General features: G+C 47.5%; 20 protein-coding genes and 1 pseudogene. 2 read left to right on the forward strand and 19 right to left on the reverse strand.

All coding sequences use genetic code 11. The annotated features are described in order from the left end of the window. Positions 1 to 176: 176 nt before the first annotated feature. From bamC to AAKU61_RS17015, 10 genes are all read right to left on the reverse strand, one after another. Positions 177 to 1,337 (reverse strand): NlpB/DapX family lipoprotein, encoded by a 1,161-nt coding sequence (gene bamC, locus AAKU61_RS16970; RefSeq protein WP_354334165.1) that lies wholly within the window; start codon positions 1,335 to 1,337, stop codon positions 177 to 179. 90 nt (positions 1,338 to 1,427) lie between these two features. Next, entirely contained in the window at positions 1,428 to 2,312 is an 885-nt protein-coding gene (gene dapA / locus AAKU61_RS16975) for a 4-hydroxy-tetrahydrodipicolinate synthase (protein ID WP_354334167.1), read from the reverse strand. A 108-nt stretch (positions 2,313 to 2,420) separates the two neighbouring features. Beyond that, complete coding sequence (locus AAKU61_RS16980) at positions 2,421 to 3,101, reverse strand: class I SAM-dependent methyltransferase (protein ID WP_354334169.1); 681 nt, start codon at positions 3,099 to 3,101, stop codon at positions 2,421 to 2,423. A gap of 6 nt (positions 3,102 to 3,107) precedes the next feature. Continuing rightward, complete coding sequence (locus AAKU61_RS16985; protein WP_354334171.1) at positions 3,108 to 3,767, reverse strand: site-2 protease family protein; 660 nt, start codon at positions 3,765 to 3,767, stop codon at positions 3,108 to 3,110. Positions 3,768 to 3,834: 67 nt separating this feature from the next. Continuing rightward, on the reverse strand, positions 3,835 to 4,458 hold the full coding sequence (locus AAKU61_RS16990; RefSeq protein WP_322119227.1) for an L-threonylcarbamoyladenylate synthase: 624 nt from the start codon (positions 4,456 to 4,458) through the stop codon (positions 3,835 to 3,837). A 108-nt stretch (positions 4,459 to 4,566) separates the two neighbouring features. Continuing rightward, the gene (gene htpX, locus AAKU61_RS16995; RefSeq protein ID WP_354334173.1) at positions 4,567 to 5,451 is read right to left on the reverse strand and encodes a protease HtpX; all 885 of its coding nucleotides are present in this window, start codon (positions 5,449 to 5,451) and stop codon (positions 4,567 to 4,569) included. A gap of 71 nt (positions 5,452 to 5,522) precedes the next feature. Beyond that, the gene (locus AAKU61_RS17000) at positions 5,523 to 6,389 is read right to left on the reverse strand and encodes a 3',5'-nucleoside bisphosphate phosphatase (protein WP_354334175.1); all 867 of its coding nucleotides are present in this window, start codon (positions 6,387 to 6,389) and stop codon (positions 5,523 to 5,525) included. Positions 6,390 to 6,796: 407 nt separating this feature from the next. Further along, positions 6,797 to 9,130 (reverse strand): TonB-dependent receptor plug domain-containing protein, encoded by a 2,334-nt coding sequence (locus AAKU61_RS17005; protein ID WP_354334177.1) that lies wholly within the window; start codon positions 9,128 to 9,130, stop codon positions 6,797 to 6,799. Positions 9,131 to 9,568: 438 nt separating this feature from the next. Next, positions 9,569 to 10,996, reverse strand: a complete 1,428-nt coding sequence (locus AAKU61_RS17010) for an ABC transporter permease (RefSeq protein ID WP_354334179.1) — start codon at positions 10,994 to 10,996, stop codon at positions 9,569 to 9,571. Between the two features lie 114 nt (positions 10,997 to 11,110). Beyond that, positions 11,111 to 12,058, reverse strand: coding sequence for an ABC transporter ATP-binding protein (locus AAKU61_RS17015; RefSeq protein WP_354334181.1), 948 nt, complete (start codon positions 12,056 to 12,058; stop codon positions 11,111 to 11,113). A 187-nt stretch (positions 12,059 to 12,245) separates the two neighbouring features. On the opposite strand from AAKU61_RS17015, the gene AAKU61_RS17020 reads away from it, so the two are divergent. Next, the gene (locus AAKU61_RS17020; RefSeq protein WP_354334182.1) at positions 12,246 to 12,656 is read left to right on the forward strand and encodes a hypothetical protein; all 411 of its coding nucleotides are present in this window, start codon (positions 12,246 to 12,248) and stop codon (positions 12,654 to 12,656) included. Positions 12,657 to 12,769: 113 nt separating this feature from the next. On the opposite strand, the gene purF is transcribed toward AAKU61_RS17020, so the two are convergent. The 8 genes from purF to AAKU61_RS17060 form a co-directional block, all read right to left on the reverse strand. Further along, positions 12,770 to 14,290 (reverse strand): amidophosphoribosyltransferase, encoded by a 1,521-nt coding sequence (purF, locus tag AAKU61_RS17025; RefSeq protein ID WP_354334184.1) that lies wholly within the window; start codon positions 14,288 to 14,290, stop codon positions 12,770 to 12,772. A 28-nt stretch (positions 14,291 to 14,318) separates the two neighbouring features. Further along, positions 14,319 to 14,807 (reverse strand): CvpA family protein, encoded by a 489-nt coding sequence (locus AAKU61_RS17030; RefSeq protein ID WP_354334186.1) that lies wholly within the window; start codon positions 14,805 to 14,807, stop codon positions 14,319 to 14,321. 33 nt (positions 14,808 to 14,840) lie between these two features. Then, entirely contained in the window at positions 14,841 to 15,845 is a 1,005-nt protein-coding gene (locus AAKU61_RS17035) for an SPOR domain-containing protein (protein ID WP_354334188.1), read from the reverse strand. Between the two features lie 163 nt (positions 15,846 to 16,008). Beyond that, entirely contained in the window at positions 16,009 to 17,304 is a 1,296-nt protein-coding gene (gene folC, locus AAKU61_RS17040; RefSeq protein ID WP_354334190.1) for a bifunctional tetrahydrofolate synthase/dihydrofolate synthase, read from the reverse strand. Positions 17,305 to 17,411: 107 nt separating this feature from the next. Next, positions 17,412 to 18,284: an acetyl-CoA carboxylase, carboxyltransferase subunit beta gene (gene accD, locus AAKU61_RS17045; RefSeq protein WP_354334192.1), complete on the reverse strand. Its 873-nt coding sequence runs from the start codon at positions 18,282 to 18,284 to the stop codon at positions 17,412 to 17,414. Between the two features lie 112 nt (positions 18,285 to 18,396). Further along, positions 18,397 to 19,194, reverse strand: a complete 798-nt coding sequence (gene trpA, locus AAKU61_RS17050; protein ID WP_322119238.1) for a tryptophan synthase subunit alpha — start codon at positions 19,192 to 19,194, stop codon at positions 18,397 to 18,399. 325 nt (positions 19,195 to 19,519) lie between these two features. Next, positions 19,520 to 20,791 (reverse strand): tryptophan synthase subunit beta, encoded by a 1,272-nt coding sequence (gene trpB, locus AAKU61_RS17055; protein ID WP_354334194.1) that lies wholly within the window; start codon positions 20,789 to 20,791, stop codon positions 19,520 to 19,522. 106 nt (positions 20,792 to 20,897) lie between these two features. Next, positions 20,898 to 21,572 carry a phosphoribosylanthranilate isomerase gene (locus tag AAKU61_RS17060; RefSeq protein WP_354334196.1) on the reverse strand — a complete coding sequence of 225 codons (675 nt, stop codon included), beginning with the start codon at positions 21,570 to 21,572 and terminating at the stop codon, positions 20,898 to 20,900. An 84-nt stretch (positions 21,573 to 21,656) separates the two neighbouring features. Between AAKU61_RS17060 and AAKU61_RS17065 the strand changes: the two genes are divergently transcribed. Further along, positions 21,657 to 22,469 (forward strand): WecB/TagA/CpsF family glycosyltransferase, encoded by an 813-nt coding sequence (locus AAKU61_RS17065; protein ID WP_354334198.1) that lies wholly within the window; start codon positions 21,657 to 21,659, stop codon positions 22,467 to 22,469. 363 nt (positions 22,470 to 22,832) lie between these two features. On the opposite strand, the pseudogene AAKU61_RS17070 reads toward AAKU61_RS17065, so the two are convergent. Then, positions 22,833 to 22,926: pseudogene (locus tag AAKU61_RS17070) on the reverse strand (AAA family ATPase); the annotation flags it as partial.

Below are 22,926 nucleotides of genomic sequence, written 5' to 3' on the forward strand. Positions count from 1 at the left end.
TTATTTATAGAACTTACACGAAATTGTCTCAGCAAAGCGTAGCGACGAGGGCAGTCTTTTAGTACGGCTAAGCACTACAACGGAGATAGGACGGTTTTGCGTAAGTCCTAATCTAATTGCGGACATAAAAAAACGGCATCATAAAAATATGATGCCGTTTCTTAATTAGATCTGATTTACTTCAGTTGTTCACTCAGTAAATTCAATATTTTATCAGCGGTGGAAGATGCTTCTAATTTACCGTCGTTACCGTAAATACTGATCTGACTGATTTCGCCTTTGCCATTCACAAGAATGCGGTATTTTTTTGTATTCTTGGCAGCGTCACTAGAGCCGAATGAGAATAACTTAGAGAAGAAGCCTTCACTAGCGCCTTTTGTTTTTGCATCAATGTCTTGGTCAATGTAACGAACATAGTACAGACCTTGCGAGCGATCACGATCTTCTACCGTAAAACCGATACGGTCTAAAGCTAAACCTACGCGACGCCATGAACGATCAAAACCTTCATCCGTCTCGATGTAAGTTGCATCAGCCGTCTTAATCAATTTTGCACGAGTTTTCGACTCTACCGGAGACGACACTGCAACTTTAGCGCGCTCGCCGTCAGCACCCAAACGTACCATTAAGCGAGACAAAAACTCTGCCTCCAAACCACTATCATTTGGACGTGGCGTCCAGACAGTACTATCTTTTTGCGAACCAACCAAAACCTCCTGGGCACCGCGATGGCTGATATAAATTTCTACATTGCCATCCGCTGTTCGCTCAAGACGGGTACGGAACTTGTCTCGCTCGCCAGTGGAATACAGCGAGTCAAGCACTTTACCCAAGGTGTTACGGATAATATCTTGTGGAATCTTGGCACGATTTTCTGCCCAATCAGTCTCCATCACACCTGCGTCCTGGGACTCAACATTAATGAGGAAGCCGGAATCTTGCCAAAAATCTTTGATCTGTGGCCACAAGACTTCAGGAGTTTGATTAACGACCAACCATCGCTGAGAACCATCTCGTTCGATACGCATGGATTTAACTTGCAAAGGCGCGATCACTGCGGCTGTAGATTGAGCAGCATTGCCCTTTTGTAAGTTGTAGCTAGAGGCTGTTGCACTGCCTTGTGTACTATTTGGAACAGAGAATCGATTATCGCGACGAATCTGTGTCAAGTCAGGAGGAACTTCCAGAGAAATAGTGGCAGCCTTGCTGGCGCTTTTGTAATCAATTTTATTTGGCTCAAGGACATTACCAACAAAAGTACAAGCACTTAAGCTGATAACACCAGCCAGCGCTAATGCACTGTTGATCCCATTTTTAGCAACAAAGCTTTTTGCCATGTGAAAATCCCTACGATTTTTAATCAATTGAATGTATATAAAACATGAATAAGACACACGCACTTTAATGTGCATCGTATCTAGGCGACGCTATTGTAATACACCTGACTCGCGCAAAGCTGCACGAACAACATCATGATATTGCACCGACATCGGCACTAGCGGCAAACGCAGTCCACTTGGTATCAGCCCCATCTCTTGCATTGCCCATTTAACAGGCAAAGGGTTAGGCTCGATAAATAATTTATTGTGTAAAGGAATTAAGCGATTATTGATCGCAATTGCCGCTTTAGTATCACCATTCATTGCCGCAACGCATAACTCATGCATAGCACGTGGTGCGATATTGGCAGTAACTGAGATATTTCCTTTACCACCGCAAAACATCAACGCCATTGCCGTTGCATCGTCACCGGAATATACGGCAAAAGAAGATGGGGCGAGGCGAATCAAATCCGTATCGCGCGCAATATTACCTGAAGCTTCTTTCACACCGACGATACCAGGCACGTCTGCCAGACGCAAAATAGTCTCATTCGACATATCGGCAACGGTACGTCCCGGCACGTTATACAGAATGACAGGTATCTCAACAGATTCAGCGATCTTTTTAAAATGCTGATACATACCTTCTTGCGTAGGACGATTGTAGTAAGGCACGACTTGCAGAGATGCGTCAGCACCGATTTCTTTAGCAAATTTGGTCAAGGCAATCGCTTCTGCCGTTGAGTTGCCGCCAGAACCAGCGATGATAGGAATACGTTTATTCGTATGTTCAACAGCAACGCGGATCAGCTCGCAATGCTCTTCTACAGTCACCGTCGGTGATTCACCAGTAGTACCAACGATCACAATGCCATCGGTACCTTCGGCAATATGCCAATCAATCAATTTGCGCAGGCATGGCAAATCCAGACTGCCGTCAGCATGCATGGGGGTCACAATAGCAACCAGACTTCCTTGAATCTTAGTCATCGTACTCGTCGTCATTGTCATGTTGGTGCGATAAAAAGTAAAACCTTGATTGTAGCGGATCGATCATCGCTATGGGCGCGAATCGTTTGAAAATCGCTTGAAATGCCATCAAATCTTGTCAAGCGACTGTATTGAGGGAGGATTACCAAGCTTCGACATTGATCGTACGCATATCCGCTGCATCATGGCGGGACGTGGATTCTCTACATAACCATGTTCATAAGCAATCACATGATTTTGTTGACCGCTCTGTGGATCAGACTCTAATTGCTGCAAAAGTTCCCCTGAGCGCAATAAAAAATCTGGATTGCGAGGTCTTCCAAAAGCAGCATTTCCCTCGCAAAAGGTTTCGTAAATCAAAATACCATTGTTGGACAAAGCAGATTTAAGAAAAGGGAAAAGTGGGCGATGCAAATAATCGCACACCACAATACCTGCAAATGAGCCTAGCGTAAAAGGCCAATAAACATTGAGCGGGGATGAATGAGGCTCCGATGGCGACACTGATGGTGGCAATGACGTCAGCGGCTCCGGCGCTGCTTCAAGATCAGCATGAAAAACACGCGCACCTGATTGAGCAAGTGGCTCTAGCAAACTAGCATCTTTGTCTAATGCCCACACCTCATATCCTGCATCAAGCAATAAGCGAGTGTGACGACCGCTGCCGCATGCAAGGTCGAGTACCGGCCCTTGATTATGAGGAATCAAAGAAGCGAAACGCTGTACCCAGGCTGAGCAGGGCGAGGACGAAAATTCATTCGATGACGGCGTATTTGCGGAGACAATCATGGATGATCAGCCGAGCAGCATAGTAATTGGTGAGATTAATACATGCAGCAACATCTCTGCGACCATCATCACCGGCGCCATCCAAAACTGTAATACGCGCAACATCACCAATACCATCACAATAAAGAATCCGTATTGCTCTAACTGAGCAAATTTAACCGCTAGCTTGTAGGGCAGCAAACTCATTAAAATACGACCGCCATCTAACGGCGGAATAGGGATTAAATTAAATGCAAAAATCAACAGATTAGTAAAAATCCCTGCATCCGCGATCAACTTTAGAAATGGCTCGCTTACGCCAAATACTTGTAAAGCAATTGCAAATAACATCCAAAAAAAAGCCATTACAAAATTAGCCGCTGGCCCGGCTAAAGCAACCCATGCCATATCTCTTTTTGGATTTCGTAAATTAGCAAAGTTCACTGGAACTGGTTTAGCGTAACCAAATAAAAACGTACCCTGAGAAATAAAGTACACCGCAATAGGAATCACAATCGTGCCGAGAGGATCGATATGATTCATAGGATTAAGTGTCATTCGCCCCTGGCTATAGGCGGTTGTATCACCGAAGTACTTAGCAGCAAAAGCATGCGCTGCCTCATGGAGGGTAATAGCGAAAATCGCTGGCAACGCATATACCGCAATAGTTTGTATCAGATCATTCATGCGAAATTTCTATTAAAAAGGGTGAAAGTCAAAACAAGAAAACCGGTAAAAGCATGAAGATTAGAATTTACAAACCAAAAATAGCAGGATCACCCCTACCCTGCCGGATCAGTTCTGGCGCATCATTGGTCATATCGATCACCGTGGTCGGGATTAAGCTGCAAGCGCCACCATCGATGATTAAATCCACTTGTTTTTCTAAGCGTTCACGAATCACTTCAGGGTCTGTCAACGGCTCTTCGTCACCAGGCAAAATCAGCGTAGTTCCCAGCAAAGCCTGACCTAATTCTTCCAACAAGGCATGGGTAATACGGTTCTCTGGCACACGTAAGCCTATCGTTTTACGTGAAGGATGGCTTAAACGGCGCGGGACTTCTTTCGTCGCTTCCAAAATCACTGTGTATGCACCCGGCGTCGCAGCTTTCAGCATACGATATTGGCGATTATCAACCTTGGCATAAACCGCAATCTCGGACAGATCACGGCATAACAAAGTCAGATGATGTTTTTCATCCACGGCACGGATACGACGCAAGCGGGTAACGGCATCTTTATCATCCAGGTGGCAGACCAACGCGTAGCAGGAGTCCGTAGGCAGCGCCACGATACCGCCCTGATGAATAATCTGCGCCGCCTGTTTGATCAAGCGTAACTGCGGATTATCTGGATGTAATTGGAAAAATTGGCTCATTCGAACTTATAGATAAAAGTAGAAAAGCGGTAGCGGGAAAATCCCCGACTACCGCCGACATGTTGATCTGTTTCAGGGTATTTAAACAGATACCCTGCCAGATCAAATTTACTTCAAATTCTGCAAATTTTGTAATGCAGCGATCCGTTGCTCCATCGGTGGATGGGTTGAAAACAAAGCACTCCAACCGGCCTTATCGCTGATACCCGCTGCTGCCATCGACTTCGGCAACTCACCCGGTTGCAAACCACCCAAGCGTGCTAAAGCGTGAATCATCGGCAATTGATTGCCCAACAATTTAGCAGAACCTGCATCAGCACGGAATTCACGCTGGCGTGAGAACCATGCCACGATCACCGATGCGGCAATACCAAACACAATCTCGCAAACAAACACAGTCACCATATAACCAATCCCAGGCCGGTCATTGTCACCATTGCGGAACACGGCCTTGTCGATTGCGTAACCGACGACACGCGCCAAAAATACGACAAAGGTATTTACCACACCTTGGATTAAAGTCATTGTCACCATATCGCCATTGGCAATATGGGCAACCTCATGTCCTAACACTGCCTCCACTTCTTCTTTGGTCATGCTTTCCAGCAAACCCGTCGACACAGCGACCAAGGCAGAGTTTTTGAAGGCACCTGTGGCGAATGCATTCGCCTCACCTTCGTAGACTGCGACTTCTGGCATTTTGATGCCAGCACGTTCTGACAGCGCTCTGACGGTGTTCACTAACCATAATTCAGTGGAATTAGATGGCGCATCAATCACGCGCGCGCCTGTGGACCATTTCGCCATGGGCTTGCTAATCAACAAGGAGAAGAAAGCACCGGTAAATCCAACAACTAATGAGAACACCATCAATGTCCCCATCTGCAAACCATTTGCTGTCAGATAGCGATTCACGCCCAACATCGACAATACTGCCGACATCACCAGCATGACAGCCAGATTAGTCGCAAAAAAAAGCAAAATACGTTTCATGCGAATTTCTCCTTTAGTTTAAGCGCCGCAAGTCCACAACAGCACTGTAAATGTGGCTTAACCGAAGAAATTCAAGATGGCAACATCCAACTCGACCAGACTGGTTTGAGACTGGCTGAAAGAGATGGCAGTTGCCCTAGGTCAATGCCTGCAGGATCTGGGGCATGGAAATCTGACCCGCGTGAGGCCATAAAGCCATGGCGCTGAGCGATTTTGGTGTATTCATCATATTGATCAACGGTATGACTACCGGTAACAACTTCAATCGCGTTACCGCCATAAGATTTAAATTCACCGAAAAAAGCATCAAACGCAATCGGACTTAGATCATAGCGACCCGGATGCGCAACCACTGCCACGCCGCCAGCGCCTTGTATCCAGTTAACCGCCTCTGCCAACGTCGCCCAGCGATGTGGCACGTAACCTGGCTTACCTTCGATCAAGTAGCGCTTAAACACATCGTTGACCGTTTCAGCCGCGCCGATTTCCACCAGATAGCGGGCAAAATGCGAGCGTGAAATCAAATCAGGATTGCCGACATATTTAAGCGCACCTTCAAATGTATTCGGGATGCCGACCTTAGCCAGACCTGCTGCCATATCCTCTGCCCTGCGCTCGCGGCCAGAACGCGTCATTGCTAGTCCACGCACCAGATTTTCGTTCGTCTCATCGATATTTAATCCAACGATATGGATGGTCTTATTTGCCCATGTAATAGAAATTTCTACCCCAGTAACATACGACAAACCGATATCCAAGGCAGCAGAACGAGCTTGTGCAATACCACTGATCTCATCATGGTCCGTCAATGCCCAAACATCCACCCCATTGGTTTTAGCACGCAAAGCAACCTCGGCTGGCGCAAGTACACCGTCAGAAATCGTGGAGTGGCAGTGAAGATCAACGTTAAGCGTATTCAGATCGGGATGGGAGAGCATGATTGGGCTAACAAGTGTGAGGACGTGCGAATGTGCGGATATCCGATTGTACTCTGCCAAATCAGACTGTGCTGCACTGCACAGCGGCAAACATTGCGGTACGACTAAAACGTCCTGTCTGGGCCGACTGGGCGAGCAGACCAAGCATAAAATCAAATGCCAAGCTCTTTAGTCAAAAATTGAAAATCACAAAAGAATTCCTTCCATTCTTAGGCTACCAAATAAACCTGAAATGAATATACTCCCCATTATTTTTATGAAAATATCTCTATTGTCCAATTAATACTTGGACAACTCAAATATACTCACCACGAGTATTAATTAGGACTTACAAGAAATTAACCTGCTATGTCTCACTTATTAGCAGGCCAAATAAACAGTTCGAACTCTGTAACGAAATAGCAGATTTAAATTTTCAACTCCAACCTCAGAGTCAAGGTTGTATACGTTTTGGCATTTACATTATCAGAATGATTAATGCCACCCGTCGTCACCGTACTCGAAGTAAAGTAATCATCAGCCAGCAAGTTATTAGCGGACAAACGTAGCTGGGTCGTTGGCGATACTTTCCATAAACCGTACATATCAATTTGACGTTTGACACCGGTACCGTTAATTTGTGTGTCACTAGACTGGATGACATACGCTGGAGTCCAGTTAATATTGCCACCGACTGTGACGGGCAATTTAGCAAGCCTGTAATCCAGCCCCATATTCGCCGTTTGTTTTGGCTGTTGATCAAGGCGATTATTCGGCCCCTGGATATCATCCACCTTGGACCAGAAGCGACTGTAATTACTGCGGAAATCAATCGCCGGGCCTTCAGGGAAAATCTCTTGCATCTGGAACTTTGCTTCCAGCTCTATCCCCTCAGTTGTCGCATGCCCGATATTCACCGGTGACGATACCCAACGCGCCCCTGTTGGCGTACTAACCAGCACGGTGCGGCGGCGTATTAGATCGTTGATGTCACGTGCGAACAGGTTAGCACTGACAATCCCGGCGCGATTGAGATAACGCTCAAACGCCAGATCGATCCCTTTGGATAATTCTGGCCGCAATGACGGATTACCCGTGCGATCCGGTTTGGTTGGGCTATTCAGCGTAGAGATTGAGGGCAAAGCGATCAAGTCGTTTAAGGCTGGTGCGCGATAACTATTGGTAAAGCTCATCCGTATCTGATCTTTACTATCTGGAATACGCCACACGGCGTGCAGCACCGGGCTCCATACACTGCTGGTATTTTGTACTTGCGTGTTGGTAGAAGTGGTGCTGGTCGTGCGTGTGCCCTCCCAACGCAAACCGGCGTAGGCAGACCATTGCTGATTAATATCAAACTCATCTTGTATAAATGCCGCCAGATTGCGCGTGGTCGCGTTCAGGTTGTCGCCAGAGTCCGTAAATTGGGGCAAACCGTTATCCAGATAGACACGGGTCTGCTCACGCTTACCGGATTCGGCATCAACTCCGACTGCCAGGGTGTGGCTGCCACCCAATGGTTGGGTGTATTTACCGCCGACTTTAAGACTGCTGTCGCGAGTGTTATTGATGTCAATAATATTATCGACCAGCTTACCGCTGGCATCGAACTGAGTGCGCAGAGTTGAGCTGTCCATCGTGCCAAGGCCGCCGCCAAATTTGATATTCAGTTTGGCATTGTCTGCAAATTTATGCTGCCAGTTTCCGAAGCCTCGTGCGAAGGATGTGTCCGCAGTCGAATTCGCGCTGGCAGTTGCATACTGCGCTGGCAATCCTAAGCTTTGATCAACCTGGCTGGTGCTAAAAGAATTGCTCCGCGATTTGGTCAAAAACGGTTGCAACATCAGCGTGTCACCATTATCAAAACGGTAGTTTACTCTTGGCGTTAATTGAATACCGGTAGTGCGACGACTGGTTTCATCCGCTTGATTCTGAATCAAGCTAGGCTGTCCGGCGGGATCAAATTCTTGTGTCAGGGTGGTAGTCTGATCATGCTGCTGATTCTGGAAAATGGTTCCACTCAGCGCATAAGACATATTGCCGATCTGCCCCGGGTAGGTGATAGAAAGATTCGGCGCAGAACGACCTTGTTCAAAACTTTCAGATAATTTGATCTCAGTATCTTTTTGCTTATAGTCTTCACGCAAAACAATATTAATGGTGCCAGCAATTGCCTGGGTACTGTATTCGGCAACAGGACCTCGAATAATCTCAATCCGCTCAACCTGATCTGGCGACAAGGTATCCATCGAAAATCCACGCGGCGGCCGATCGCCATTCAATAAAATTTGTGTATAGCCGTTGCCCATACCGCGCATGCGGATATCACCACCACGACCAGGACGACCACCAACGGTCACACCGGGCAAGCGCTTTAAAATTTCACCGATCGTTGAGTCGCCGTTACGATCCAGCTCCTCACGACCAAAAATCATTTTTGCCGCAGTCGACATGCGACGCTCTTCCATATCCGACTGGCGAGTGCCGTCAATCGTGACGGTTTGGGCATCTTTCAGATTGGGGTCTTTAGTAGCGTTATCTGTTTTTTTATCAGACTTAGGGTCGACTTTAGGGTCGACTTTTTTCAGTAATCGATTTTGATCAGGCAAAGGTTTTTTGACTGGAACAGGCTCTTTATTATTTTCATCAGGCGCAGTCAGAGGATCAGCCTGAGCGAAGGCAATACCAGGGACAACGACATACGCCGCAAAGGCGCTGGCTAACGCCAACGATACGGCGCGTAAAGGAAATTTTTTGGACATGGTGCGGAGAGTTTTTAGGAATAAATTGCTGCCAAATCATTGATCAACTTTATTCATTCCTGACGGAATAACGCGGAGTAAACCCACGTCTAAACATGTTGATCAACTTATAAACTTGCAGCCACCTACGATTAATACTGGGTTGCTCGCATTGTATTTTCAAATACGAGCAACAAGCCAGCAAATCACCTCTTTGATTTGTATAGTATTGAAACAAGCGTCGTTAAGTCACAACGAGATGAAGCCTTATTAAAAAACTCACCAGATCATCTGGATAAAATCGTCCTGACCAACATCAGGATTTAGCGATCAGATAAAATATACTACTAATGAGTATATTTTAATCGTCCATATAAAGTCTGGACGATAAGCCATTTTCAATAAAAATAAAGGGGAGTATATTGAATCAACACCAACTAATCAGATGCGAATATAAAATTAAATGCTATTTTGCTGACGGCGAAATTGCCACAAAGCCAAGGAGCTGAACAACACCATAAATCCCAATTGCACAACAATTGGCAAAACCGCAGCTTGCAAGCCAAGGCCGCGCCAGGTCATCGCATCAAAACCATCTAGCGCCCAACGCGTCGGCACAATCAGCGTCAAATTTTGCAACCATTGCGGAAACAAAAATGAAGGAATCCACGCACCGCCCAGCATCACCATAATCAGCGTAGCAAACACGGCAATACCGCGCGCTGCCTCAGGCGTCTTACCAAAGGCGGCAATCAACAAGCCAAAACTAGCCGTCATCAAAGAAAAACTCAATGCGACTCCGACAAACCCGATATAGCTACCGGCAATTTGCACTTTAAAAACCACGCCAGCAACAGCAAAAATAACCCCCGTTAAAGCAAACGCAATCAGTGCACAAGAAAAGGCTCTGGCGGCTAGCAAGGTATTTAATCCCACTGGAGCGGCCAGCAAGCGATTCCATAAACCCAGACGGCGCGCAGCTAGCACACTGATGCCCGCGTCAATCGCCATAAAGAGGATAAATTGCACTGTCATCCCGGCAAATGAATGTGCATAGCCATTGTAATGTGCGACGACAGGATCACCTGCGACCATTGCCTGGTCTTTGGTGGTGAATGGCATAGACAAACCTGCTTCAGTTGCTGGTTTATCTACGGTGTTTGGCGATAAAGCAGCGGAGTCAGATGCCGCACTCGCAGTAGCAACCGTGCTGGTGTTTTTATCGCTACTCTTATCAGTATTTACATCTGTGGTTGCAGTTGTTGCGGTGGTTGCGGTGGTCGCAGCTGACCGGGTTTTGCTCTGAAATTTTTTCACACTACCTAAAAACTCACGCAGCTCTGGCTGACCGGCAGCCCGTTCTGGATCAGCATCTAGCTCTGTAATACTTTTATCTACCAGCGACAAACCCGATGCACCGCCAAACATTTCGGCACTGACATGCTGCATGACTTGCTGCGTCAACATCCCTTTGACCATTGCCAGAACAGCCGCTTGTGAAGGATCATAAAAAATCGGCAGTTCCGGTTTTTTACCAGCCCCAAATAAAGCAGCGCCTGCGGATTGACCAAAGCCAGCAGGGATCACGATCGCCACATTTAATTTACCTTTACGCACCAGGTCCTGAGCTGGCTCTAAAGCAAGCTCAGTCACTTGCAAATTCGGTTCGGTAATCAAGCCTTGAGCAATCTTCTGGCTAATGGGATGGTTGTCCTGCATCACCAGCGCGATCGGGATTTTGGCGGTTTCTTTATCGGAATTTCCGCCGGAGACAAAACCAAAAAATGCCCCCAGCACTATTGGCATCACCAGGGTCAACAACATCGTACGGCGATCAGACAAAAACAGAATCAGATCTTTGCGGATAAGGGCAATCAGAGCAGTCATGTTAGTTCTTTCAGAGCTTAGAGTATGTGCAGATCAACAAGCTTTAATTGCAAGCGGCTTGGCTTAGTGATGTACTTAGTGATGTAAATTTGTGGCTTAACTGAGTGAACGCAATTAGTCGCGCAAACTACGGCCTGTCAGCGTTAAAAAAATGTCTTCTAACTTCGTTTTAGCCGTAGCAAAATGCAAAGGCGCATAGCCTTGCGCATTCAACCAATCCAACACAGGCAAAGCAAAGCTAGGGTTGATCAAAGCGATGTCTACATGTTCGTTATCCCTTGCATGCTGAACATGGCTGACGCCTGTTTGCTGACCAAGAGCGGCCAGAGTATCTGCCGACAACGGACGATCTAAATCAACTTGCAAAGCGGCTTGTGCTGGCAAGCGCTGGAACAAGGCTTGCGGGCTTTCGTCCGCAATGACTTTGCCATGATCGATAATCACAATATGGTCCGCAAGACGCTCAACCTCCTCCATATAGTGGCTGGTATAAATCAAGGCTCTGCCCTGTTTTTTGAGGACTTCTAAGCTATCAAAAATCGCGTTCCTGCTTTGCGGATCAACGCCGACCGTCGGCTCATCCAGAATTAATAATTGCGGGTCATGCAGTAATGCTGCAGCGATATTCAAACGACGTTTCATACCACCAGAGAAGGTAGAGCACTTATCGCTGGCTCTATCTTTTAAATTGACTAAATCCAGCACGATGTCGCAGCGAGATTTAAGAGCACTGCCAGACAAGCCGTACAAGGCACCAAATAATTTGAGATTTTCTAGCGCCGACAAATCGTCATATAAAGCCAGGTCTTGTGGCACCAGACCAATCTTATGCTTGACCGCATTATTGCCAGCACCAACTAATTGCCCATCCACTCTGACCTCGCCCTGATCCGACTTAAGCAAGCCACAAATCATGCTAACCGTGGTTGATTTGCCAGCACCATTTGGGCCAAGTAAACCCAAGGTCTGACCATGCTGCAAAGAGAAGGAAACTGTATCGACAACCTTACGTTGACCAAAAGACTTACTGAGGTTTTTGACTTCTAACAATAATGGATGCATATGTTTGCCCGTTTGATTAACTGCAAATTTAACTGCAAATAATACAACAAATTATACTTGATCGATACTGGAATTTGCTTAATTTGACAATAACTCATCCGTTGTAGCAACTGATGAGCCGATCAGTATCATCACGCTCAAGTTCAGACCTGTTAAGATTCTCGCCTTGATTAATTTTATAAAAATTATGAAACGCATCCACTTCATTCTTGCTCTGTTGCTAACTAGCTTACTCTCGACCTATGCTTTGGCCCAGTCCAACCCATGTGCGGGCGAAACCAATGGTGGTAATAAGACAGCAAGCACTCCTTGTACACAGAGCACTCCAAAGACGACATCGGTAGCGCCAGCAATATCTCCAACAACCTCGTCAACGAACGCGATGTTGATATCAATCCAAGATGATGCGCAGACAGTCGCCACAGCAATTGCAGCAAACGCCCCACCCGAACCACGTAGAGTTACCATAAGAGACAACATTTATTTTAATGCAATATTCTGGCTGCTGGCAACCCTGGCACCCTTAGGTGCCCTGATGATGATCGTGCTGAATCTGATGGAGTATCGTCAAAGACGTGCGGATGAAATTGAACAGTGAGTGAACTAGATTTAACCTGGTTTTAACTGAGATTTCCGATCAAGCGTGCCAAAGATAAAAAAGCCCGACACCATCATGATGTCGGGCTTTTTTTATATATTAACGCTAAAAAATTAATCTGCGCGTTCAGCTAAATTCAAATTTAACTGAGAACGCATTACATCCTCGGTATCTGGACGCGGATTATTTCGCGCCGTTTCTAAGCGATTAAGATAATCTGGACTGACGTCACCGGTAACATAATATCCATCAAAGCAAGATGCCTCGATGTTGCGCAGATAAGGATTAACGTCAGAGATAGAACGCTTCATGGCGGCTACATCTTGGTACACCAGGGCATCTGCGGTAATTTCACGACAGACTTCATCTTCGCTACGACCGTAGGCGATTAACTCACTGCGGGTCGGCATGTCGATTCCATACACGTTAGGGAATTTTACTGGTGGTGCCGCAGAAGCAAAAATCACCCGCTTGGCACCGGACTCGCGTGCCATCTGGACGATCTCACGGCTGGTGGTACCACGGACGATAGAATCATCGACCAGCAATACACTCTTACCAGCAAATTCCTGCTTGATCGCATTCAATTTCTGGCGCACCGACTTTCTACGAATCGCCTGACCTGGCATCATAAAAGTACGGCCAATGTAACGATTTTTGATGAAGCCTTCGCGGTAATCCAGATTCAATTTCATTGCCAGTTCCATCGCTGATGGACGGGAAGAATCGGGAATAGGCATGACAACATCAATCTCACCATCGCGGAATTGGTTGCGTACTTTGTCTGCCAGATATTCACCCATTTTTAAGCGTGTCAGGTACACCGATGCACCGTCGATAATGGAGTCCGGGCGGGCCAGATAAACGTATTCAAACGCGCAAGGATTGAGGGTGGGATTATCAGCACATTGTTCGTTGTACATTTTGCCGTCGAGATCAATAAAAATCGCCTCGCCCGGCTCAACATCACGTAGGAACTTAAAACCCAAACCATCTAAAGCAACCGACTCGCTGGCGATCATGTATTCGACACCATTTTCGGTATGCGACAACCCGATACACAAAGGGCGAATCCCGAACGGATCGCGAAATGCCAACAAGCCATACCCCGCGATTTGTGCAACTACCGCGTAAGAACCACGCACCCGGCGATGCAACATAGATACCGCGCGGAACATGGATTGAGGATCAAGCGAATAACCACTGGTCACTTCCTGGATCTGGTGCGCCAGAATATTGAGTAATACTTCTGAATCAGAATCGGTATTCAAATGACGCATATCATTTTTGAATAACTCAATTTTGAGTTCATCAGCATTGGTCAAATTACCGTTATGTGCCAGCACAATACCAAAAGGCGCGTTCACATAAAACGGTTGTGCCTCTTCTTCGCTGGTTGAGCCTGCGGTTGGGTAGCGCACCTGACCGATACCGATATTGCCTGGTAAAGAACGCATATTGCGGGTACGAAATACATCTCGTACCAAGCCGTTTGCTTTATGCATTGCAAATTTATTGCCATGGCCCGTTGCAATACCAGCTGCGTCCTGACCACGATGCTGTAACAACAGCAAGGCGTCATACAGCAATTGATTGACGGGACTATTTGAAACTACACCGACGATGCCACACATGGTGGACTCCTAAAGAACAAATTAAAATCTAAAAGCTGACATGCCGCGTAATCGACGCAGGCAAAAATGGCATCACAGTTTGCGCCGACGTCACGACAATCGGACTGAGCAGCGCGTTGCGCCAGAATGGCTGTTGCGGAATCGATGTCATGCCACAAACCATCACTGCTGCAAGTACCAGAATACAGCCACGCGCCAAGCCAAACAAACCGCCTAAACCACGATCAGCCAGGCTCAGACCACTGGCTTTCAGCACGGCGTCTACCGCCATCATTAATAAGGACATTAGCAAACGTACGCCAATAAACAAGGCAATAAATGCCACGATTAAACGCAACATCTGCCCAGGGAACAGATCTGGCAAATAGCCAGCAACGGTTGCACTAAACGTATTGGCAACGACAAATGCCACTACCCAACTGACCAGTGACAACATCTCTTTTACCAGGCCGCGCATGGTGCTGATAACGATGGAGCAAATCAGTATAAACAACACCAGGTAATCAAATAAGGTCACAGCACATTCCTACTACCATCAATATGGGGTTCATCAGTTGGGAATCAACTTAGGGCTTAATCCAAGCTTGACCAGATTCGCAGTAGCCTTATCCGCTTCTTCCTTGCTTTCAAACGGACCTACGCGTATGCGCGTCACTGATTTGTCGCCATTAGGTGAAGTCGCCACTTTTTGTGTGTACGATTTAATCCCTGCAGCCTTCAACTTGTCTTGTACTTCGCTGATTTTTTCTGGGGTAGAAAAGGCACCTGCCTGAACCACGTATCCGCTATGTTCTTTGGTTTGAACTTCTGCTTTTGCCGCAGGTTTAACAGTTTTTCCTTCGAGTATTGCTAAAGCACGCGCAGCATCATCGTTTTGTTCAGAGGATTTTACCGGGGGTTTTATGACTGGTATTTTTGCCTCAACTTTAGTTTCTGGCTTAGTGTCGGCTTTAGTATCCGACTTCGTATCTATTTTTGTTTCAACTCTAGCTGATTTGGTTTCCGGCTTGAATTCTGGCTTGGCGTCTGTGGACACTTTCGGGTCGGACTTTGATTCAGGCTTGACCTCTGGCTTCGTAGACACTTTACTATCTGCAAGCGCAACGGCAGGCAAGGCAGCTACATCTTTGCTTGAAGCTTTAACTTGCGGCTTTTGTTGCGTCTGGGGCGGATCGATAATTTCTTCCAGAGGCTCAGCTGACTTGCTAGCTACTTTAGGCACTGCTATCTGCTCGGTTGCTGGCAATTTATCTTTAGAAGGAATCTGAATCGCGATGTCGTCAGCCAGCGGTTTTGGTTCTGAATCCAGAATCATTGGCAAGCCAATCACAGCGGCTAATACCAAAGCGATGGCACCAATCAAGCGACGGCGGGCACGTTTTTTTTCTGGCAATACAGGATCGGCAACTTTGCTTTTACGCGCATTATCTGAACGATCAGCGCGTTTGCTGCCACGTACGGGCTTGGTGTCGTCCTCTGCACGAGAACGGTATTCGCCATTATCCTGATCGGATGTTGTTTCTTGCTTTTGTTTAAAACGTGATAGCAAGCTCATGTGCAAGTATCTAAGTGAGTCGTGATCAAAAGCGAACTTCTAAAAATCCCATAATCGAGCGCATTGCGCTGTTGCAAAGCCTCGCAATACCGACGTATTGCTGCGGCTTGCGCCTAGCACCGCATCTCGATTAAAGGTTTTTAGAAATTCTCCCAAAAGATCACTAGTGGTTATTCTGCTTCCTCGCCCTCATCACACCAGCTACTGTGAGAAAAGAACCGAAGACCGCTATTCTATCATTTTCCCCTGCCTTACCGAGTGCAAAGGCATAGGCATCCTCTGGACTTGTGAAAGTTTGGATACTATGTTCCGCATCTTGCAAGGCACCTACTGCCAATAATCGTTCCTTTAAATGGTCAGCGCTGGCAGCGCGTGGCAAAGGCAAATCGGTGACACACCAGTGATCAATCTTGCCTTTAATCTGGGCAATAACGCCATCAATATCCTTATCCAGCATCGAGCCAAACACGGCATAGGTGTAGGCGTGAAATCCCATATTGTCGAAATTTTGCGACAGTGTCGCGGCCGCATGCGGGTTGTGCGCCACATCCAGCACGACCACCGGACGACCAGGCATGACCTGGAAACGTCCCGGCAAATCTACCATCACCAGCCCATTACGTACTTCTTGCGCGCCCACGGGCAAGCGATTTCTTAACGCCTCCAGCGCGGCTAATACAGCGGATGCATTCAGCAACTGATTCGCGCCGCGCAAACTCGGATAACCAAGCGAATTGCGACGTTGTACGCGACCACCAAAATTCCATTGTTGCTTATCGCCGGAATAATTGAAATCACGACCAAACAACCACAGATCTGCACCGATCGCGGTCGCATGCTCAATCAAGGATTGTGGCGGCACAGGGTCGCCGCAAATGGCAGTTCTGCCGGTACGGAAAATTCCAGCCTTTTCAAATCCAATTTTTTCGCGGGTATCCCCCAGATAATCCACATGATCAATATCGACGCTGGTGACTATTGAGACATCGGCATCAATCACATTGACCGCATCGAGACGACCACCCAGACCAACTTCCAGAATCACGGCATCTAATTTGGCATCTGCCAGCAATTTACAAATTGCCAGCGTGGTAAATTCAAAATAAGTTAACGAGATCGCAGGCTCCATCAACCTTGCTGCTTCTACCTCGGCAAACACATCGACAAACACCTGATCTTTGACTGATTCGCCGTGGATACGGGCACGCTCATTAAAATCTAAAAAATGGGGCTTGCTGTATAAACCGACACGATATCCAGCTTGCAATAAAATCGATTCCAGCATGGCGCAGGTGGACCCTTTGCCGTTGGTGCCACCGACAACGACGACTGGGCATTCGTAGCGAATATCCAAACGTTCCTTCACCGCGGCGACACGATCCAGGCCCATGTCGATTTCTTTGGAGTGACGAGTTTCTAGCAATGCCAGCCAATCCAGCAGATTGTCAGGCGTCGTCATAGAAGTAGAAGAATTAAGCGAATTGGTCATAAGATAAAAAAAGCCCGACAGAATCGGGCTCGTATTTAGATTTCTTTGAAATTTTAGTATGAAAAATAGACAAAAATTTACGATACCGCTTCTGCAGACTGGTTCTGCAACAAAGCCAGCAAACGAGCGATTTCTTCGCGCATTTTGCGACGGTCAACAATCATGTCGACTGCGCCTTTTTGCAACAGAAACTCCGAGCGCTGGAAGCCTTCTGGCAATTTTTCTCGGACTGTATTTTCGATCACGCGCGGACCGGCAAAACCGATCAGTGCCTTAGGTTCTGCAATTACAACGTCACCCATAAAGGCAAAAGAAGCAGAGACGCCACCGGTGGTCGGATCGGTCAATACAGAGATAAACGGTAATTTCTTTTCTGACAATTTCGTCAGCATCATTGTGGTTTTTGCCATTTGCATCAGGGACAAAACACCTTCTTGCATACGCGCACCGCCACTGGCAGTAATACAAATGAACGGAACTTTTTGGTCCAGTGCCGCTTGTGCGCCGCGCACAAAACGCTCGCCCAATACAGAGCCCATGGTACCGGCCATAAAGTCAAATACAAAGCAAGAGACTACGACAGGAACGGTCATAATAGAACCGCCCATGACGATCATAGAATCTGTCTCGCCAGTCGACTCTAAGGCATCTTTTAGGCGATCGGTGTATTTTTTGCTATCTTTGAATTTGAGGGTATCAATCGGTAAAACTTCCTGACCGATTTCATACCGTCCGCCAGCGTCGAGCAAAGCGTCAAGGCGTTCGCGTGCGCCAATACGCATGTGGTGGCTGCATTTTGGGCAAACATGGATATTTGCTTCCAGATCGGAGCGATACAGTACGGCTTCGCAGGAAGGGCACTTAACCCACAGCCCTTCGGGCATGGATTTACGGTGCGCAGATTCCGAGCGCTGAATGCGCGGTGGTAGTAATTTTTCTAGCCAACTCATAATTTCTCCTGAATTCGGCTTGCGATCACATAGATAACCATGTAGACATCGCAAGCATCATGTTCATTCTGGTGGAACAAACGCGGGGGACAAACAATCGTCAGCGCGTATTTTACTCGTCCAACGCCTGTCTGACACCAGAAATAAAGCTTTTTACTGCCGCGACAGCATTTTCACGCGGCGTCGTTTCTAGCTCTTGAATAATCCGAGAGCCTATCACAACCGCGTCGGAAACGGACGCAATTGCTCTTGCCGTTGCACCGTCACGTATGCCAAAACCCACGCCCACAGGGACTTTGACGTGTTTTTTGATGCGTGGAATCATGGCGGCGACAGCGTCTAAATCCAAGCTTCCCGACCCGGTTACGCCTTTAAGCGAGACATAATAAACATAACCAGTGGCAATTTTACCAACCTGAGCGATGCGCTCATCGGTCGAAGTGGGTGCCAGCAAGAAAATAGTATCCATGCCATTTTGCTGCATCTTATTGGCAAAATCTTCACATTCCTCTGGCGGATAATCGACGACCAAAACGCCGTCCACCCCAACTTCTGTTGCCGAGGCAATAAAGGCGTCTATGCCCATACGCTCAATCGGATTGGCGTATCCCATCAGCACAACTGGCGTGGTTTGATTGCTCAATCGAAATTCGCGGACGAATTGTAATACATCACGCAATCCAACTCCATGCAACAGTGCTCGCTCAGATGCGCGCTGTATCACCGGGCCATCCGCCATCGGATCAGAAAACGGCACGCCAAGTTCGATAATATCCGCACCGCCCTCAACCAGGGCATGCATCAACGGCACAGTCAGTGCAGGATCGGGATCGCCTGCGGTGATAAACGGGATCAAGCCTTTTTTGTTATTGGCAGCCAGCGCCGCTAAGGTCGTTTGTATTCTTGGCATGGTATTTTTCCTGCTAAATTTATAGTATGAATATGTAGCATGAGGGACAGCTAAGGTGCAGCTAAGGTGCAGCTAAGGTGCAACTAAGGTGCAACTAAGGTGCAGCCTAAAGTACTGCCTGAGCGTGTAACGAAAGCATTAGCACACTACACTTACACTGATCAAATCAATATACTCCACCTAGGTATTTATTAGCTGTCCAGAGATTATCTGGACAATAAGCCGATTTATCAAATATTTTAGGGGAGTATATTAAAATCCAGAGCAAACCCTGATCACTTAGAAGCGCTCTGGATGCAACATTACTGAACTTTCAATAAGGCTGTTAATAAAACTTCAGCCCAGCCTTTTCGGCCACCGTATGCATGTCCTTATCGCCACGACCCGACAAATTCACCAAAATGATTTTATCTTTAGGCAACGTCGCAGCGAGTTTGGCGGCGTAAGCGAGCGCGTGGCTCGATTCCAGGGCCGGGATAATGCCTTCAATCCGGCAGCAATCATGGAACGCCTGCAGCGCCTCGACGTCAGTAATCGTCACGTATTGAGCACGCCCCATATCCTTCAACCATGCGTGCTCTGGCCCCACGCCCGGATAATCCAGACCAGCCGATACCGAATGCGTCTCGATGACTTGGCCATTCGCGTCTTGCAGCAGATACGTGCGATTGCCGTGTAGCACGCCAGGTGAACCCGCCGTCAGCGACGCCGAGTGCTTGCCTGTTTCCATGCCCTCGCCTGCTGCCTCTACGCCGATTAATTGCACATTTTTTTGATCAATGTACGGATAGAAAATCCCAATCGCATTCGAGCCACCGCCGACACAAGCCAGCACAGCATCCGGCTGACGACCAGTCATTTCCGGCATCTGCCATAAGCATTCCTCACCGATCACAGACTGGAAGTCACGCACCATCATAGGATATGGGTGCGGACCAGCGACGGTACCAATGATGTAAAACGTGTTGTCAACATTGGCAACCCAGTCGCGCATCGCCTCATTCAGCGCGTCTTTTAAGGTCTTGGAACCCGACTCAACTGGCACTACGGTCGCGCCAAGCAGCTTCATGCGGTAGACGTTTTGCGCCTGGCGCTTGACATCTTCCGACCCCATATAGACCACACATTCCAGGCCAAAACGTGCGCAGATTGTGGCGGTTGCCACACCATGCTGCCCTGCCCCGGTTTCGGCAATCACACGCGGCTTGCCCATCCGTCTGGCGAGTAAAGCCTGGCCGATGACATTGTTGATTTTGTGCGCGCCGGTATGGTTTAAGTCTTCGCGCTTGAAATAGATTTGCGCACCGCCATTGATTTCCGACATGCGCTTGGCGTGATACACCGGTGACGGACGACCGACAAAGTGATGCAGCTCATCGCGGAATTCGGCTAAAAATTCCGGATCGTTTTGATAGCGTGCGTAATTTTCTTTTAAGTCAGTCAGCGCATGGGTCAGAGTTTCTGACACGAAGGTGCCGCCATATTGGCCAAAATGACCACGCGCATCAGGAAAATTGTATTCAGCCGCGTGGAAAATTGCTTGCGGATTAGTTTGCAAACCCGGCTGGGTTGGCGACAAAGGATTGATCGTGCTCATGATTTTACTTTCAGTGGCAATTAGCTCAGCACATTAACCAAGTTTAGGGTCTAGGCTCATAGAGTCTAAACTCATAGTACCTAAACTGATTAACAAAGCTGTTTTGCTAGTTTTCATTGTCTGCCAAGCGCACGGCCTCAATAAAAGCACGTACCTTGACATCATCTTTAATCCCTTTGCTTAGCTCGACACCACTACTGATGTCGACCGCAAACGGACGAACCTGACACACTGCGTCAGTCGCGTTTTGCACGCTCAAGCCACCACTTAAAACGACCCGAGGCGCGAGTTCTTTTGGGATGAGAGACCAATCAAAAACCTTTCCACTACCTCCGTAAGCATCGACGAAGGTATCAAGCAATAATCCGGCAAACAAAGGGCTTGCCGCACGATATTCTGATTCACATTCTAGCAAATCAGCTGCGCTTGTGGTGGGCTTGACCCGAAAAGCTTTAATAAATGGGCGGTTCACAGCGCTGGCAAGGGCGTGACATTGCGCAGCCGTCTCATCACCGTGGAACTGCAATAACTGCAGCGGCACCACAGCCACCGTCGCCTGCAACTCCTCAATCGTCGCATTCACAAACAAACCGACCGACATCACAAATGGCGAAATCTCCTTAACCAAACTCGCCGCCACTGCGGGCGTGACATATCGCGGACTAGGTAGATAAAACACAAAGCCCAAGGCATCCGCACCCGCGGCGACCACACGCCGCACATCGTCTGCCTGCGTCAAGCCGCAAATTTTTATTCTGGTTTTACAGTTTTTATGAAACATGTTGATACTTTCGAATACAGAAACACGGCGATAGCTGAGATAATCAATTTTCTGACACGCTAACCTTCTTGCGAATATTACCCCATGCCCTCAGCCAACGACCATTTGCCAAGCGACCCAGCGCTACAGATCAGTAATTTATTCGGACTAGATATTCGAGCCTGTACATTTGATGAGGCAACGATACATTTGCTAGAGGTAGCCAGCCAGCGCAATCATGCCAGCCGCATCGTCGTCACGCCCAATGTCGATCACGTCGTCAAGCTAGATAGTGACCCGACATTTAAAGCGCAATACGCCGAAGCCGACTATATTTTTGCCGACGGCATGCCAATTATCTGGGCCAGCAAAATGGCCGTAACACCGCTGCCAGAACGCGTTACCGGTGCCGATTTATTTGTCTCGCTGTGCCAAGGCGCAATACAAAAACAACTATCGATTTTTGTCATAGGAGGACAACCGGGACAAGAAGCCGCGCTATTAGCATCGTTCGCACAAACCTACCCCGGCTTAAAAGTCAGTATTTTTTGTCCATCGATGCAATTCTCCGCAGACGGTGAAGAAGGCGCAGAAGCCATGCGCCTGGTCCAGCAAGCACAACCCAACATCGTCTTTGTTTGTCTAGGTATGCCAAAACAAGAACGCTGGTGCCTGCGCTATCGCAAAGAATTTACGGAGAACAATGCACCGCTGCTACTCTGCGTCGGCGCCGCCATGGAATTCGCTTTAGGGCAAAAAAAACGCGCCCCGCAATGGATGCAAAAAATCGGCATGGAATGGTTCTGGCGCCTAGCCAGCGAACCGCGTCGTCTGTGGCAACGTTATACGACGCAGGGGGTGAAATTTATTGGGGTGCTTCAGCGCGAGCGGCAGCGGGAGCAGCGTCGGTCTAAATAAATGTGGCGTTTGTTGTTAAATTGCTGCGATTTTCAGATGAAAAAATGGAAGAAATTGACGTGACATCTAATGGAAACAAAAATACGTTAGGAAACAATTTGCGTAATTCATTGATCCTATTTTTGCTAGGTACAGTTTCGACATTGGTTACGGCGACCGGTATTCAGTACTCGAACTTATCTGGCACTTCTTCCGTTTGGGGTGCAACACCTTACGATAATGAACAATCGGCTCAAGAACGGCATGACACTCATTATTACATGTATATAAAAGGTAGCTCAGCCCAAGATTTATACAACACTATGAAGGTAAAGTCGTCACAAGAAGAATGTCACGGTGAGGGATCAAGGACTAAACGCATAGGCGATGAATCGGAAATTTGGCAACGTGCAACTGATAACGGATCGAACGCATCGCTCGATCCGTCGATTCCGCTTCTAACAAGTGTTGAATGAGC

This window comes from Undibacterium sp. GrIS 1.2, assembly GCF_040544435.1.
Classification (GTDB): domain Bacteria; phylum Pseudomonadota; class Gammaproteobacteria; order Burkholderiales; family Burkholderiaceae_D; genus Undibacterium.